Annotated in this window: 12 protein-coding genes; 7 read left to right on the top strand and 5 right to left on the bottom strand. The window is 35.9% G+C overall.

Annotated elements, in window-relative coordinates; translation table 11 throughout:
* Positions 1 to 75: 75 nt before the first annotated feature.
* Positions 76 to 1,341: a competence/damage-inducible protein A gene (locus B154_RS0101695; RefSeq protein WP_018611339.1), complete on the bottom strand. Its 1,266-nt coding sequence runs from the start codon at positions 1,339 to 1,341 to the stop codon at positions 76 to 78.
* A 55-nt stretch (positions 1,342 to 1,396) separates the two neighbouring features.
* On the opposite strand from B154_RS0101695, the gene dacB reads away from it, so the two are divergent.
* Positions 1,397 to 2,779 carry a D-alanyl-D-alanine carboxypeptidase/D-alanyl-D-alanine endopeptidase gene (gene dacB / locus B154_RS0101690; protein ID WP_018611337.1) on the top strand — a complete coding sequence of 461 codons (1,383 nt, stop codon included), beginning with the start codon at positions 1,397 to 1,399 and terminating at the stop codon, positions 2,777 to 2,779.
* 10 nt (positions 2,780 to 2,789) lie between these two features.
* Here the strand turns inward: dacB and B154_RS0101685 are convergent, their stop codons facing one another.
* Together B154_RS0101685 and B154_RS0101680 are read right to left on the bottom strand one after the other, a co-directional pair.
* The gene (locus tag B154_RS0101685) at positions 2,790 to 4,106 is read right to left on the bottom strand and encodes a MutS-related protein (protein WP_018611335.1); all 1,317 of its coding nucleotides are present in this window, start codon (positions 4,104 to 4,106) and stop codon (positions 2,790 to 2,792) included.
* A gap of 62 nt (positions 4,107 to 4,168) precedes the next feature.
* Positions 4,169 to 5,506: a dihydroorotase gene (locus B154_RS0101680; RefSeq protein WP_018611333.1), complete on the bottom strand. Its 1,338-nt coding sequence runs from the start codon at positions 5,504 to 5,506 to the stop codon at positions 4,169 to 4,171.
* Positions 5,507 to 5,535: 29 nt separating this feature from the next.
* Between B154_RS0101680 and B154_RS0101675 the strand changes: the two genes are divergently transcribed.
* Both B154_RS0101675 and B154_RS0101670 read left to right on the top strand, forming a co-directional pair.
* Entirely contained in the window at positions 5,536 to 7,221 is a 1,686-nt protein-coding gene (locus B154_RS0101675; RefSeq protein ID WP_018611331.1) for a hypothetical protein, read from the top strand.
* A 174-nt stretch (positions 7,222 to 7,395) separates the two neighbouring features.
* Positions 7,396 to 7,707: a DUF3467 domain-containing protein gene (locus B154_RS0101670; protein ID WP_018611330.1), complete on the top strand. Its 312-nt coding sequence runs from the start codon at positions 7,396 to 7,398 to the stop codon at positions 7,705 to 7,707.
* Positions 7,708 to 7,857: 150 nt separating this feature from the next.
* On the opposite strand, the gene B154_RS31735 is transcribed toward B154_RS0101670, so the two are convergent.
* On the bottom strand, positions 7,858 to 8,535 hold the full coding sequence (locus B154_RS31735) for a jacalin-like lectin (protein ID WP_018611328.1): 678 nt from the start codon (positions 8,533 to 8,535) through the stop codon (positions 7,858 to 7,860).
* Positions 8,536 to 9,069: 534 nt separating this feature from the next.
* Here B154_RS31735 and B154_RS0101660 point away from each other — a divergent pair.
* Genes B154_RS0101660 through B154_RS0101650 form a run of 4 tightly spaced genes read left to right on the top strand, consistent with a single transcriptional unit; the run spans position 9,070 to position 13,477 of the window.
* Positions 9,070 to 9,645, top strand: coding sequence for an RNA polymerase sigma factor (locus B154_RS0101660; protein WP_018611326.1), 576 nt, complete (start codon positions 9,070 to 9,072; stop codon positions 9,643 to 9,645).
* Positions 9,646 to 9,649: 4 nt separating this feature from the next.
* Positions 9,650 to 10,429 carry a tetratricopeptide repeat protein gene (locus B154_RS0101655; RefSeq protein ID WP_018611325.1) on the top strand — a complete coding sequence of 260 codons (780 nt, stop codon included), beginning with the start codon at positions 9,650 to 9,652 and terminating at the stop codon, positions 10,427 to 10,429.
* Positions 10,430 to 10,478: 49 nt separating this feature from the next.
* The gene (locus B154_RS32085) at positions 10,479 to 10,637 is read left to right on the top strand and encodes a hypothetical protein (protein WP_157580351.1); all 159 of its coding nucleotides are present in this window, start codon (positions 10,479 to 10,481) and stop codon (positions 10,635 to 10,637) included.
* A gap of 50 nt (positions 10,638 to 10,687) precedes the next feature.
* Complete coding sequence (locus tag B154_RS0101650) at positions 10,688 to 13,477, top strand: CHAT domain-containing protein (protein ID WP_018611324.1); 2,790 nt, start codon at positions 10,688 to 10,690, stop codon at positions 13,475 to 13,477.
* Positions 13,478 to 13,488: 11 nt separating this feature from the next.
* Here B154_RS0101650 and bioB read toward each other — a convergent pair whose 3' ends face one another.
* Positions 13,489 to 14,499: a biotin synthase BioB gene (gene bioB, locus B154_RS27405; RefSeq protein WP_018611323.1), complete on the bottom strand. Its 1,011-nt coding sequence runs from the start codon at positions 14,497 to 14,499 to the stop codon at positions 13,489 to 13,491.
* Between the last annotated feature and the right edge of the window lie 9 nt (positions 14,500 to 14,508).

The raw sequence follows: 14,508 nt of genomic DNA, 5'->3' as shown, positions 1-14,508 counted from the left end.
ATAGCAGAGATCGTTCTTTTTTAAACAACAATCTCTGCTATTTTAATAATATCCAGTTTTACAATTCTACGAGCGTTAATTGTTATCCTTTAAAATACTTTCCCTTAACATATTTAAAGCATAAATAGCGGTAATCTCAATATTTCTCATTCTGTTATACCTTGTGTGAAACTTTCTGGCAACGGTTTCTGTTATTCCGGCAACTGCTATCCATACTGTACCTACAGGCTTTTCTTCACTTCCACCGCCCGGTCCCATTATTCCGCTGATGCTCACAGCATAATCCGTTTTCATTAGTTTTTTTATGCCATTCGCCATCTCGCGTACTGTTTCTTCACTTACTGCTCCATCAGTATCGAGAGTTGCAGCTTTTACACCCAATACATTTTCTTTAATGGCATTGTCATAACTAACAACTCCTCCCATAAAATAAGCCGAAGAACCAGGGATACTTGTGATCAAATGACCTACATATCCTCCCGTACAGCTTTCAGCAGTAGCTACCGTTTTTTTATGTTTAGAAAGTAATATTCCGACTGCTTCCTCCAGTGTTTTGTCTTCATTTATAACCATTACATCTTGCACAAGGTCTTGCAGTGTCGCAAATAACCGGTCAACTTCCTGGGTTATTTCTGCTACATTTTTACTTGTAGCTGTTAGTCTTAGCCTTACCATTCCAAAGTTCGGTAAGTAAGCAAGCTTAACATAGTGGGGCAGAGCAGTTTCAAAATCTTTTATTCGGTCAGCAAGATAAGATTCTCCAATGCCTGCCGTCAGTAAGGTGCGGTGAATGACAGCAGGAAGAGAGAATCTTGCAGGAAGTCTTGGTAATATGTAATCTTTCATCATACCTTTCATTTCATTTGGTACGCCGGGCATACTTACAAAAATTTTCCCGTTTTTTTCAAACCACATTCCCGGGGCTGTTCCGCGCTTATTTTGGATTACTTCGCATACATCCGGCACTTCGGCTTGTTTAAGATTTACGGCAAGCATCGGTCGCTTTATATACCTTTCAAAAATGGTTATTACATTTTCACGGGCTTCTTTATTTACCACCATTTTTCCTCCAAAGTATTTACTTAACAATGGTTTTGTTATATCATCAGCAGTAGGGCCAAGACCTCCTGTTATCAGTATAATTTCAGATTGCCTGCTTTCTTCATCTAAAGCATTCCATATTTCCTCCCATACATCTCCTACAGCTACGCGCCTTTTTACCCAAACGCCTAATTTATTCAGTTCCTGTCCCATCCAGGCACTGTTTGTATCAATAGTTTGTCCAATCAATAGTTCATCACCTATAGTAATTATTGAGGCGTTTACCCGATCGTTATTCATACAGTTGGTTAGATTGTTATGATAAGCTAATTTTAGCGCAATGTAAGTTACAAGTATGAAAACAGCAGTTGCATTTATTTGTTCATTACTGGTTTCCACTTTTGCTCATTCGCAGAAAATTGCAAGAAAACTGGAGGATGCGGTAATAAACCTTGAGGCAGACACGCAAATGAAAAGTGCAATTATTGCTTTTTACGTAATTGATGCAAAAAGTGGGGAAGTGATTTTTTCTAAAAATGCTGATATAGGTTTAACTGTGGCAAGTAGCCAAAAAGTATTAACAAGCGTCGCGTCTCTTGAATTACTTGGAACAAGTTACAGGTATAAAACGGAGCTCGCGCATGATGGTACCATTAATAACAACGTTCTTAATGGAAATATTTACCTTATTGGTTATGGAGATCCTACGCTCGGAAGCTGGCGGTATGACAATACCCAGGAGCAGGTGATTTTAGATAAATGGATTAAATCTCTGAAGCAGGCCGGTATAAATCAGTTGAAAGGAAATATTGTTTGTTCCAATAAAAATCGTGAAAGTCAAACCATACCGGGCGGATGGATTTGGGATGATATCGGAAATTATTATGGTGCAGGGGTATCAGCATTGAACTGGCGTGAGAATCAATATGACCTATTATTAAAAGCAGGCAATAGAGAAGGTGATACTGTTACTATTATTTCTACTGTGCCCAAATTGTACGATGTTAGTTTTACTAATGAATTAACTACCGGAAAGCAGCGAAGCGGAGATAATGCTTACATTTATTTACCTCCTTACGCTACTAAAGGATTTATAAGAGGAACTATTCCTCCAAACGAAAATCCTTTTACTGTATCGGGTTCATTTCCCAATCCTGCATTTGAGTTGGGCTCTTTACTAAAGGACCAGTTGCAAAAGCAACAAATTGAAGCAAGTTCTGCAAAAATTGTAATTAACGATAAATTGCCCCTTCCGAATGTTATTAATATTTCCACTCATTGGTCACCTTCGCTGGACAGTATTAATTATTGGTTTTTAAATAAGAGTATTAACCTTTATGGAGAGGCTTTGGTTAAAACTTTGGGATACGAAAAAGAAAATAAGGGATCAACCGAAACAGGCTTAAAGATTATTAAAAACTTTTGGAAAAGTAAGGGCATTGAAGAAACTTTTATAAACATAATAGACGGAAGCGGCCTTTCTCCTCAAAACAAAGTGACTGCACAGGCTTTGGTTAAAGTAATGCAATATGCTAAATCCCAACCCTTTTTTGGTCCTTTTTACAAAGCCTTACCAGAAATAAACGGTATCAAAATGAAAAGTGGTTCTATTGGTGGTGTTAGAAGTTTTACCGGTTATATTGGTAATTATACATTTGCGGTTGTTATTAATAATTACAACGGATCTTCAGCAGAAATTGTAAGAAAATTATATAAGCTGCTTGATGTATTGAGATAACCGGAATTCGTTATAAATTTTCGAGCATATTAACCACCCCTTCTCGTTTTAAGATGAGATAACCGAGCCTGTCGTTACTAATGCCTTCTTTTAACTGGTAGCTAAATATCAATTGGCCCTCTTCTATGCGTGTTTCAAAATAATTGAACTTTATATTGTTATATTGTTTTAACCCTTCTCCAATTTCATACAAGTGGGTAGAAAGAATAAACAAAGCATTTTTCATTTTCAGAAGTCCTTCAATTACCGCAGTGCTGCACTTCATAGCGTCCTGCACATTGGTTCCTTTAAAAAGCTCGTCGATTAAAATAAGCCAGTTGCGGCCATCATTTATCTTAGTAATTGTTTTTTTTATCCTTTGCACTTCATTAAAAAAATAGCTTTCGCCTCTTGAAATATTGTCTTCTACCTGTATGTTGCTCAACAACCCATCGAATAAGCTCAACTGAAAACTTTCTGCCGGTACGCCCATACCCACATGCGCCAGGTAAACTGATACGCCCACAGCTTTTATAAATGTGCTTTTGCCTGCCATATTTGCGCCAGTAAGAAATAAGAAGTTTTTATGCTGATTTAGTTCAACATCGTAGGCTACCGGTGTGGCAACCAGTAAATGATAAAGATTTTTTGCATTTATAAAAGGAGAAGTTGCTTTTCTGATTTCAGGAAAACAAAATTTATATCTTTTGCTTGTCATTGCCATACTGTAATACGCGTCTAATCTACTGTAAATCTCTACCAGTTCAAAGGCAAGGTCTTTAAAATGATACCTCAGGTAATGACCAAATGACAAATAATTTTTGTTTGATAATTTCTGTTTTTTATTCCAGTTCATCATAGCTTTTATCACCGGCTTATCGGTCAGGAATTTGATACGATCTACCATTACCTGTAAAAGCTTGGGTTTGTTTTCGCTATCAAAACAATCAATAATATTTTTTAAGCCAATTGTAAAATCAATGAAATGGGTAACAGAAAATTTGATTAAAGAAAAGTCTTGGGACTTAACGATTTTATAATACAGGCTGCTAAAAAGGTTAGGGTCATGAGGAATTGCATCGATAGAGGAGTCGTAAAATTTTTGGACAACCATTACTGTACCATTAGTAATGACAGCAGGCCATTGTTCTTCCTTCTTAATAATAAGTTTAAGCGTCTGTTGCGTCTCCTTTATCATTTCCAGCTCGCTATACGGGTTGGCAAGCAGGTACCGTAGCCATTCTTTTCCACCTATAGTAGTAGTGAAATCAAGATGATGAAAAACAGATTGTTCCTCTTCGGTATGAAAAATAGATAAGTCACTTAAGGTGGTTTTGTCTGCTTGCATGTATAAATTTCTTATTTTCTGCCCGAAAAGACGTATGCCTTTTAATTATTAAGGTAAATAAATTATCTCACAAATTTCATTCTCATTCCTTTTGTAGACTCATTCCATTGGCCGTTTCCATAAACTAATTGACCGTTTACAAAAGTATGTGTCACTTTTGCGCCAAATTCAACGCCTTCCAGAGGGCTCCAGCCACATTTATATAAAATGTTTTCTTTGCTTACTGTCGTTGACTTGTTAGTGTCTGCAATTACAAGGTCGGCGTAATATCCTTCTCTTATATATCCCCGCCTGTCTATTTTAAAGCAATCGGCCACTGCATGGCTCATTTTTTCTGCAACTTTCTCAATAGTAATTTTTCCCTGTTTTACATACTCTAACATCAAAAGCAGCGAATGTTGTACCAGTGGCAAGCCGGCGTGCGCTTTCTCATAAGGTTCATTTTTCTCTTGCCATGTATGCGGAGCATGGTCGGTTGCAATAACATCTAACCTGTCATCGAGCAAACCCTTCCACAACGCTTGTTTATTATAAGAAGCTTTAATGGCAGGATTGCATTTGATTTGATTACCCAACCGCGTGTAATCGTCACTGGTAAAATGTAAATGGTGTACGCAAACTTCTGCTGTAATTCTTTTTTCTTTTAATGGCAGCATGTTGCTGAACAACTGTAGTTCTTTTTCTGTGGTGATGTGTAAAATATGTAATCTCGAATCATATTTTTTTGCAAGTTGCACTGCCCGAAAAGAAGACTCAAAACATGCTTCTTCATCCCTTATTAGCGGATGATCGGCTGGTTCTAATGTTCCTTTTTCTTTTTTAATCCTTTCAAAGTTTCTTTTAATGGTTGCTTCGTCCTCACAATGTGTGGCAATCAGTAACTCGACTCCGCCAAATACTTTTTCAAGAATAAGCGGGTTATCTACCAGTAAGTTTCCGGTAGATGAACCCATGAAGACTTTAACTCCGCAAACATCATTTTTCTTGTTATTTGTTCTTAAAACTTCTTCTATATTGTCATTTCCCGTACCCATATAAAATGAATAATTTGCAAGAGATGTAGCCGCTGCAATGCCATATTTGTCTTCGAGAAGTTGTTGTGTAAAAACAGGAGGTACAGTATTTGGCATTTCCATAAACGATGTTACACCGCCTGCCACAGCAGCTTTTGACTCAGAGTATATGGTTGCTTTATGAGTCAGTCCCGGTTCTCTAAAATGTACCTGATCATCAATGACCCCGGGCAATAAAAATGCATTTTCGCCGTTAATTTCTGTAACCCGTTCCTTAACCGTAATGTTATTAGCTATTTTATGTATGATTGCATCTTTTATTAATACATCACATGCTAAAGTTTTACCTTCGTTTACGACCCGGATATCTTTTATTAAATACGTCATATAGATATTATTTCAAATCAAGTATTTTCATGCAAATTATTAAATCCGTTCGCACTCTCGTTTTTTTATTATTACCCATTGTTTCTTTTTCTCAAAGCTCTTATTTACCTCTTGGCTCTAAGGATTATAAATTGTTAGACAGGCTTGAGATCAAGACCGGAAATTCAAATCTCAATTATTCAACCATAAAACCTTACAACCGCAGGTTGGTAACAGCAGAAGTCGAAGCGATAGATAGTATGGATGCTGCGGGGGACAGTGCTTCATTTAACCTGACAAAAATTGATAAATACAATATACAGAGCTTTTTGATGAATAATAGCGAATGGTCTAAACCACGCGAATCTTACAACAGCAAAAAGCCGATTTTCAATACTTTTTATAAAACAAAGGGAAATTTGTATGAAGTGAACACAAAGGACTTTTTTCTGGCTGTAAATCCTGCTATTCAATACCAGCAGATGTTTGAAAAAGGCAATTCGCAAAAATTATTTTATAACAGTAGGGGTTTAAGTTTTCGTGGCATGATTAGCCGAAAAGTCGCCTTCGATTTTTATTTAACTGATAACCAGGAGCGCGATCCGTTATATGTGCAGGAATGGATCAGGACACACGCCGCCGTTCCCGGTGCGCGTTTTTATAAAGATTTTAAAGCTATTGGTGGTGTTGATTATTTTGACGGAAGAGGCTCTGTCAGTTTTAATGCAAGTAAGTATATTGATATACAATTCGGTTATGACAAAAATTTTATCGGCGACGGATATCGCAGTTTGTTTTTAAGTGATTTTTCCGGAAATGCTTTGTTTCTTAAGATCAATACAAGAATATGGAAATTTAATTATGAGAATTTGTTCATGGAATTAATTCCCGATGGCCGAAGGGTGATGGGTGATGAATTACTTGCCAGAAAATATTTTCGCATGAACTACCTTAGCATTAATGCAACAAAATGGCTTAATGTTGGAATATTTGATGCCGTGATGTTTGGACGAAAAGATCATTTTGATTTTCAATATTTGAATCCTGTATTATTTCTACGCTCAGCAGAAAGTGATATTGGAAGCAAAGACAATGCAGTTGTTGGATTAAATGTAAAAGCAAACATTAAAAAGAAAGTACAGGTATATGGCCAGTTACTGCTTGACGAATTTAAGTTGAATGAAATGGTAAAAAATAGGGGATTCTGGGCAAACAAGTTTGGCTACCAGGTAGGAGTTAAATATCCTGATGCATTTGGCATACCAAATCTTGACCTTCAGCTTGAAAGTAACCGCGTGAGGCCATTTACATATTCTCATTTTGATTCTTTATCTGACTATACACATTTTCACCAACCATTTGCTCATCCACTTGGCGCAAACTTCCAGGAGCGGATAGCTATTGTTAAATACCAGCCGGTGCATAACTTGTATTTGCAGGCAAAATTTATTTATTATTACCAGGGGCTTGATCTTTTTGGTATAAATTATGGCAGCAATATTTTTACTTCTTATACTACCCGCGATAAAAATTATGGTTATTATGTGGGCGACGGTGATAAAGTAAAATCATTAAACACTTCTTTTCTCGCATCTTATGAAGTAAAAGAAAACCTTTTTATTGATGCAAATCTTCAGCACAGAACATATAAGGTAGCAAGTGGAGCAGACAGTCCGACTACCGTATTTTCACTCGGCTTTAGATGGAATATGTCCAGAAGGGAGTTTGACTTTTAAAGTTTTCGTGTGATATTTATTTGACCAGGGCCGTTTTTAGCTTCCTGCCGCGAGTATAATTATTACAGTTTTAGTGCAATTATTTCTTTGGCAACTAAACCAGCCTCAGTAAAGTAATTTTTTTTGTATCGTGCTTTGCATTTGTTTTCTGTTATTTTTGTAAAAATTATTTGTATGCCTGAACAACAGCAACCGAGCCAGCTAAATATAGAAATTTCGGAAGAAGTAGCCGAAGGGACGTATGCTAATCTTGCTATTATTACACATAGCCATGCAGAATTTGTAATAGACTTTGTAAATGTAATGCCCGGCACTCCAAAGAGTAAAGTAAAAAGCCGCATCATTTTTACACCAATGCATGCAAAACGTTTTTTGAAAGCACTTGAAGATAATGTAGTACGTTATGAGGCAGCAAATGGCCAGATACAGGATCTTGAGCAGGTAGAGATTCCATTAAATTTTGGTGGCCCTACTGCCCAGGCATAATAAGTTGTTTGGTGACTCTTTGACCCGATTGATTTTTTAATATAAAAAAAGAAGCTGTTTCGTGTTTTTGAAACAGCTTCTTTTTATTTGGTAATGCTACCCTCTAAAAATTGTCTTTCCGATTTTTATTCACCGCTTTACTACAGCTAATTACCTGGTATATACGTAAAAGCCAATTCGATCTATATAAATTCCTGATCCTCCAAAAATTCCAAGTATTTGGTAACCGTATGGTACACTGGCTGCAAACGGACTTCCTCCATTTCCTCCGTAAGAGAACCATTTTCTATTGGTATACATGGTTAGGTGATCAAGATACAGGCCGCTTCGTCCCGCAACATAATAGATATATTCATCGGCGGCAAAGAATTGAAGATAATATCCACCTCCATTACCTCCCCTGTCTCCACCTACATATATAGTTCCGTTACTTGTCATATACCATATAGTTATTCTGTCTATAAGTGCACCGCTGCGTATTGCCATTGCGTATATCCTGCTTCCGCTGGGTGGATAAATGTAATAAGGTGAGCCGCCACCGCCACCCCAGGGGCCAACATAATAGCGGTATGAAGAATACAAGCCTCTTGCTGACCCTTTTGTCTGTTCTACTTTAGTTTCTATAGGCGTCGCATTTTTCAATTCAGCCGGTAATTCGTCCCACATGACTTTTTTAGAATTGGCTTCATTAAATTGAGGAACACCCGCTGGTTGTTGAGCTGCCGCTGCCTGGTTCTCATTTTGCGGTGCTACAACCTCATCCTTTTTACTGCAGGAAATGATAAGAAATGAAATAAACGTAAGTGCAAGGACACTAAACTTTTTCATGTCGTTTAAAATTTTAGATTAAAAAATAAAAGTGTTGATGATACCTTTTGTTATATATAACTCGGAAGTATTAATGTATAATCCGCACTTGCGTAAATTGTTACCCCTTTTAAAGCAACAATTATGAAAAATATTTTTTTAGACTTAAAGTGATGGATAGAAAGTTTGAAAGAATATTTTTTAGAGACAATAGAATTAATTACCTATTTGCTCATACTCTTTTTTCATGCTGAGAAATCCTTTTTAGCAATTTTTGTAATTTGTAGAAGCTCAAGTATTGAGAATTGATAAATATTAAAAACACTATCCGATTCCTTAGTATCTATAGTTATAAAAATATTGTAACTTTTCATGAGCAAAAAAAGGTCGCCGTTTTGCCTTGAGAATGATTACGAAATGCAGTAAGTGGGGGAGAAGTGTTAAAGATTTTATTACAATGAATGCAATTAAAAATCGCAATTAAAGGCAGCCAAAAGTTAAGATCAATTCGTTAAAGTTTTATCACCGCTTTTCTGAAAAAGATAGCTTACAATAATGGAACATCATGACCAGAAATATATTGATGCTTTAATAAATAATAATACTGTCGTCCTGAAAGAATTGTATGAAAAATTTTCAGGGAAAATAAAACAGATGGTATTAAAAAATAATGGAACCGAAACAGAGGCGGGTGATATTTTTCAGGAAGCGTTATTATCCATTTATAATAAAGCGAAAACAGGAAATTTTGTTTTAACCTGTCCCTTCGATGCGTTTCTCTACCTCATTTGTAAAAAAAAGTGGCTGAGCCATTTAACCAAAGTCAAAACAAGTAAGGTAACATTTATAGATAGTGCGGGATATAATAATTTAGGAGAGGAGACTTTTAAGGTTGCTGAAGATTTTTTGCTACAGGATGAAAGAAGAAATTTACTAAATGAAAAATTCGAAGAACTGGGAGATGGTTGCAAGGAACTTCTTCAACTGAGTTGGAGTGGAAAAACAATGGAAGAGGTCGCGGAAATATTGAAAGTAACCTATGGCTATGCTCGCAAAAAAAAGTCAGAGTGCATAGGAAAATTAACGATGCTGGTTAAAGCGTCTTCAAAATTTAATTATTTGAAATGGTGAGTTTATGAACGAGAATTCTTTCGAAAAAATTGACGATTATTTGCATGGCAGGTTAAACCATGAAGAAAGAATGCTTTTTGAAACAGAAATGGCTTCAAATGAAGAACTTGCCGGTTTGTTGAAAATATACGCAGCTATAGAAAGTGAAATGCCACTCAAACAAAAATATAAGGATGATGAAATCGCGTTAAAACAATCGTTAAACAATTTAAATCAAATCTTTTTTAATACAAGTAACACCCGGGTAAATACTAAAGAATTTTCAATTGCCTCAAATAAGCTATACAAGATCATTGCATCTATCGCAGCAATTTTAATCATTGTTGCAGCAGGTTATTTTCTAATTGTAGAGAAAAAAAACGACCCGAAACAACTGACTAATAATTATATTAATGAAAATCTTACCAGTTTAAGTCAAACATTATCTGCATCTAAAGATAGTATGCAACAAGGCATAGCGGCGTACAACGACAAAGATTTTACAAAGGCGATTTCAATATTTGAAGGATTATATAAAAAGGATACAACCAATGCCGAAGCAGTCAAAAATGCAGGACTTAGCCATCTCTTAAACAAGGATTATGACAAAGCCCTTGATGCATTTGATATATTATCCAAAAAGAAAAATCTGTTTAGCAATCCCGGCTTATTTTATAAGGCAATAACATTGTTGCAACGGAATAAACAGGGTGATAAAGAAAATGCCAGGCAATTACTTCAGCTGCTAGTTAAAGAAAAAGCTGAGGGCAGCGAAGAGGCGGAAAAGTTATTACAACAATTTTGAAAGGGTTATGGGTTCTAATTTTTTTAATGTATATTTAAAAAACATTTTTATGAAAACCGTATCAAAAAAATTCCCGCTTATTTTATTGATGGTTTTATTATTATCGATGATGATGGTAACTACCGGTTGTCCTTCCAGTACAAAAAAAACAACAACTACAACTCAATCAACCTCTAATGATACAACCCCAGGTCGTATCCAACACTAAAGTCAGAGTGGTAATTTAAGAAGTTTGTTTTCTGTTTTCAATGTAGAACTATGTGCTTTTGTTCCACATCCTTTTTTCAATGTCTTCGGTTTCTAAAGATATTATTTGTACTCTTTTATTGTAGTTCATCTACAGTTACCATTGCACAAACTCATGATAATACTAAGTATTATGCTGACTTAATTGTTGTTGATAAAAATAAGACATTACAGCCTTCTTCGAAATTAGCAGCGTTTTATAATTTAAAAAAGATATTAGAGTTAAACAATGTAACAGAAGACTCTATCTATTGTTGGACGATTTATAAAATTGGTTATTATGAATCTTTAGTTAATAACGATAATAGTGCGGCACTACGTTATACTTTACACAGTCTTCAACTAAACACTTCCAATAAAAAAGTTTTTTCTAAAAATTTATTGATAAAGAGTTTTTACGACATTGGTTATTACTACTATTGCTTAAGAAATTATTCAAAATCGCTTACTTATTACGACAGTACTATTCAGGCAGTTAAGCAATATGGAGACACAACCAATATTCTTAGCAATTCAATTCATAACAGAGTAAGCTTATTATTTCAATCAGGTGATTATAATAAATGCATTGATGAAAGTATTATTGGAATAGAATACGCACTTAAGAAAAAGGACTTTTCATCATACCTCTTTTTTCTAAATCAGAAAGCTCAATCTCTTTTCTTTGAAAAACAATTTGAGAATTCACTAAAGGATCTAGACACCATTATAAATCTTTGTAAAAACGGTGATCAGTGGTTTCATCTTGCAAGCGCATTAAAGATTAAAGGATACATTTTTGCAGAAAAAGATAAGCCTGCAGAAGCAGAAAAGTTCTTTGAGCAAGCGATCTTAAACCGAAAGCAAACCAAAGATTACGGGCAGATTGCGGGAGATTATAATGATTTTGGTAATTTTTATCTCAATAGCCGGAAGGATTATACACGAGCAAAAAACTGTTATTATAAAACCATCAGCTTTGCAAAAAAGGTTAATGATTCTCTAAGGCTTGCAAGAGCATATGTAAATATAGGAGAGGTAAATTATTCTTTACATGATTTAAAAGCAGCTGGAGCATATTATATAAAAGCGCTTTCTGTCTTAAATTTTAAAACCAATAACATTTTAACCAATCCTCCCGCCACTCAGCTCGGTATGTTTGGTAATAAAGAACTTATTCTTGTAATTATGCACAATAAGTTGAAGTTGATGATCAACTTATTCTTAGATTGTAAAGATAAAAAATACCTGCAGGCTGCTTTAAAAACTGCATATGTTAATGATAGCCTGGTAACAAATCTTCGGTACGAGCAATTTTGGGAACAAAGCAAACTTTACTGGCGCGAGTACACCACCTCTTTTTTTAGTCATGCGATGGAAGCTGCTTTTTTAGCCAATAACACCGCTGATGCGTTTTACTTTATGGAAAAAAGCAGGGCAGTTCTGTTAAGCGACAAGCTCAATGAGCTTAAAGCCTCAGGATATATTCCTGCAACAGCGTTATCGCAGGAGCAGGAATTACTCGGTATGGTAATTAATACCAAACAAACACTTTTTACCCTGGCCGGCAGCAACAGCAAGGAATATAATGAGCAAAAATTGAAATTGCTACGCGAACAGGAACAATATGAACGGTATATAAGGCTTCTCGAAAAAAACTATCCTCTGTATTCTCATTATAAGTACTCAGACGAAATTTTTTCTATCGCAACTGTGCAACAATACATTTCAAAAAACAAGCAAACCTTTGTCGATTATTTTCTCGGAGACTCCGTTGTGTACGTGTTAATTATTACTGCTGATACAACAAAAATGATCCGCCTTCCAGGAAAAAGTTCGGTTAAAACGGATATCGCAGGCTTTATAAAGCTTTGTTCTGATCAGCAAACTTTAAATAGTAATTATAATTTATTTGCCGCTACATCTTATAAGTTGTACGAGACCTTATTTCAACCGCTACACATTAATAAAGGAAGAATAATTATTTGTTTTGATAATTTTCTCTTGCCTTTTGAGGCTTTGTGCAAAGATGTACAGGGAAAGCAATTTCTTATTAATGATTTTATATTTAGTTATGTTTATTCTGCCCGTTACTTATTAAAGAGTATTCAATCAAAGCCTGCTAAGGGAAGTTTTATTGGCTTTGCTCCTGTGTCTTTTCAGCCTTCTTTTAATCTTAATAGGTTAAGTCAATCTGAAGAAGTATTAAGACAATCTGGTCAATTATTTGCGGATAGTAAAACGTTTACAAACAGTAAGGCAACAAAAGAAAATTTCATTAATAATTTTTCAAACTATGCTATCGTAAATGTATTTTCTCATGCCCGTGCTGATAGTGGGGATACAGAGCCGATATTGTTTATGCAAGACTCAGCAATTCATCTTTCTGAATTGGAATTAGTAAAAAATGTGTCTACAAAATTAGTTGTCTTAAGCGCCTGTGAGACTAATGTCGGTAAAAATGCCACAGGCGAGGGTATCTACAGTTTTGCAAGAGGCTTTGCTTATGCTGGTATTCCTTCGGTTGCCGCTACTTTATGGAAAGCAGATGAAACTACCATTTATGCAATTTCCAAAACATTTCATGAATATATTGCAAAAGGTTTATGTCCCGATGAAGCTTTACAAAAGGCTAAATTAGATTTTATGCAAAAGGGACATGAAAAGCTTTTACCGTATTATTGGGCAAACATGGTTTTGATGGGAAAAACCGAAGGTTTAAAATTACCCGCGGCTTTCAATCAGGGTATAATCATTTTACAAACAGCAATTATTCTAATAACGGTTTTAGCGATTATTGTATTGATAAAAAGAACAAGGTAGACATACTATAACTATGACACACTTTCCTGCTCTACTACTCTTTTTTCAGTTATATCTGATTCTCGAGAAGTTCCCTTGAATGCTTTTCGTGGTTTCAGTCCTAGAATCTCAAACATCTTCATGTCCTCATTTAAAGAGGGATTGGGAGTAGTAAGCAATTTATCACCGGCAAAAATAGAATTAGCTCCCGCCATGAAACATAATGCTTGTTCGGGCAAACTCATTTCCAGTCTTCCAGCCGATAAACGAACTACTGTTTTAGGCATAATGATTCGGGTTGTAGCAATCATTCGCACCATTTCCCAAACGGAAACCCGTTGTTGATCTTCCAAAGGAGTTCCTTCAACAGCTACAAGAGCATTGATAGGAACCGATTCTGGTTGTTGAGGCAGATTGGCGAGAACGTAGAGCATGCCAATACGATGTTCTTCTGTTTCTCCCAGACCAATAATACCTCCCGAACATACCGTCAACTTCGCTTTGCGAACATTGTCCAATGTTTGTAAGCGGTCAGCGTAAGTTCGTGTAGTGATTATATTTTTATAATTTTCTTCAGAAGTGTCAAGGTTGTGATTATAGGCGAAAAGCCCTGCATCTTTTAGTTTCTGCGCTTGTTCATAAGTTAACATTCCAAGTGTGCAGCACACTTCCATGTCCATGGCATTTACGACTTTCACCATTTCAAGCACTCGATCAAAATCCCGGTTGTTACGTACTTCACGCCAGGCGGCACCCATACATAATCGTGAAGCTCCTGCGTCTTTGGCTTTTCGTGCAGTATCTGCAACTTCCTGCACCTGCATTAGAGCATGCACATTTACATTTGTATGGTAACGCGAGGCTTGTGGACAATAAGCGCAATCCTCGGGACACCCCCCGGTTTTTATTGAAATGAGCGAACTAATTTGAACTTCGCTGTAATCATTATTTTCGCGGTGAATGGTTGCCGCTTTGTAAATTAAATCGAGCAGTGGTTGATTGTAGATTTCAGATATCTCCTCTTTTGTCCAGTTTTTTGTCATAAGGGCAAT

Origin of the sequence: Segetibacter koreensis DSM 18137 (genome assembly GCF_000374045.1) — a bacterium.
Lineage (GTDB): Bacteria > Bacteroidota > Bacteroidia > Chitinophagales > Chitinophagaceae > Segetibacter > Segetibacter koreensis.
The sequence above is the reverse complement of the archived record's forward strand: the minus strand, read 5'-3'. Positions and strand labels throughout refer to the sequence as shown.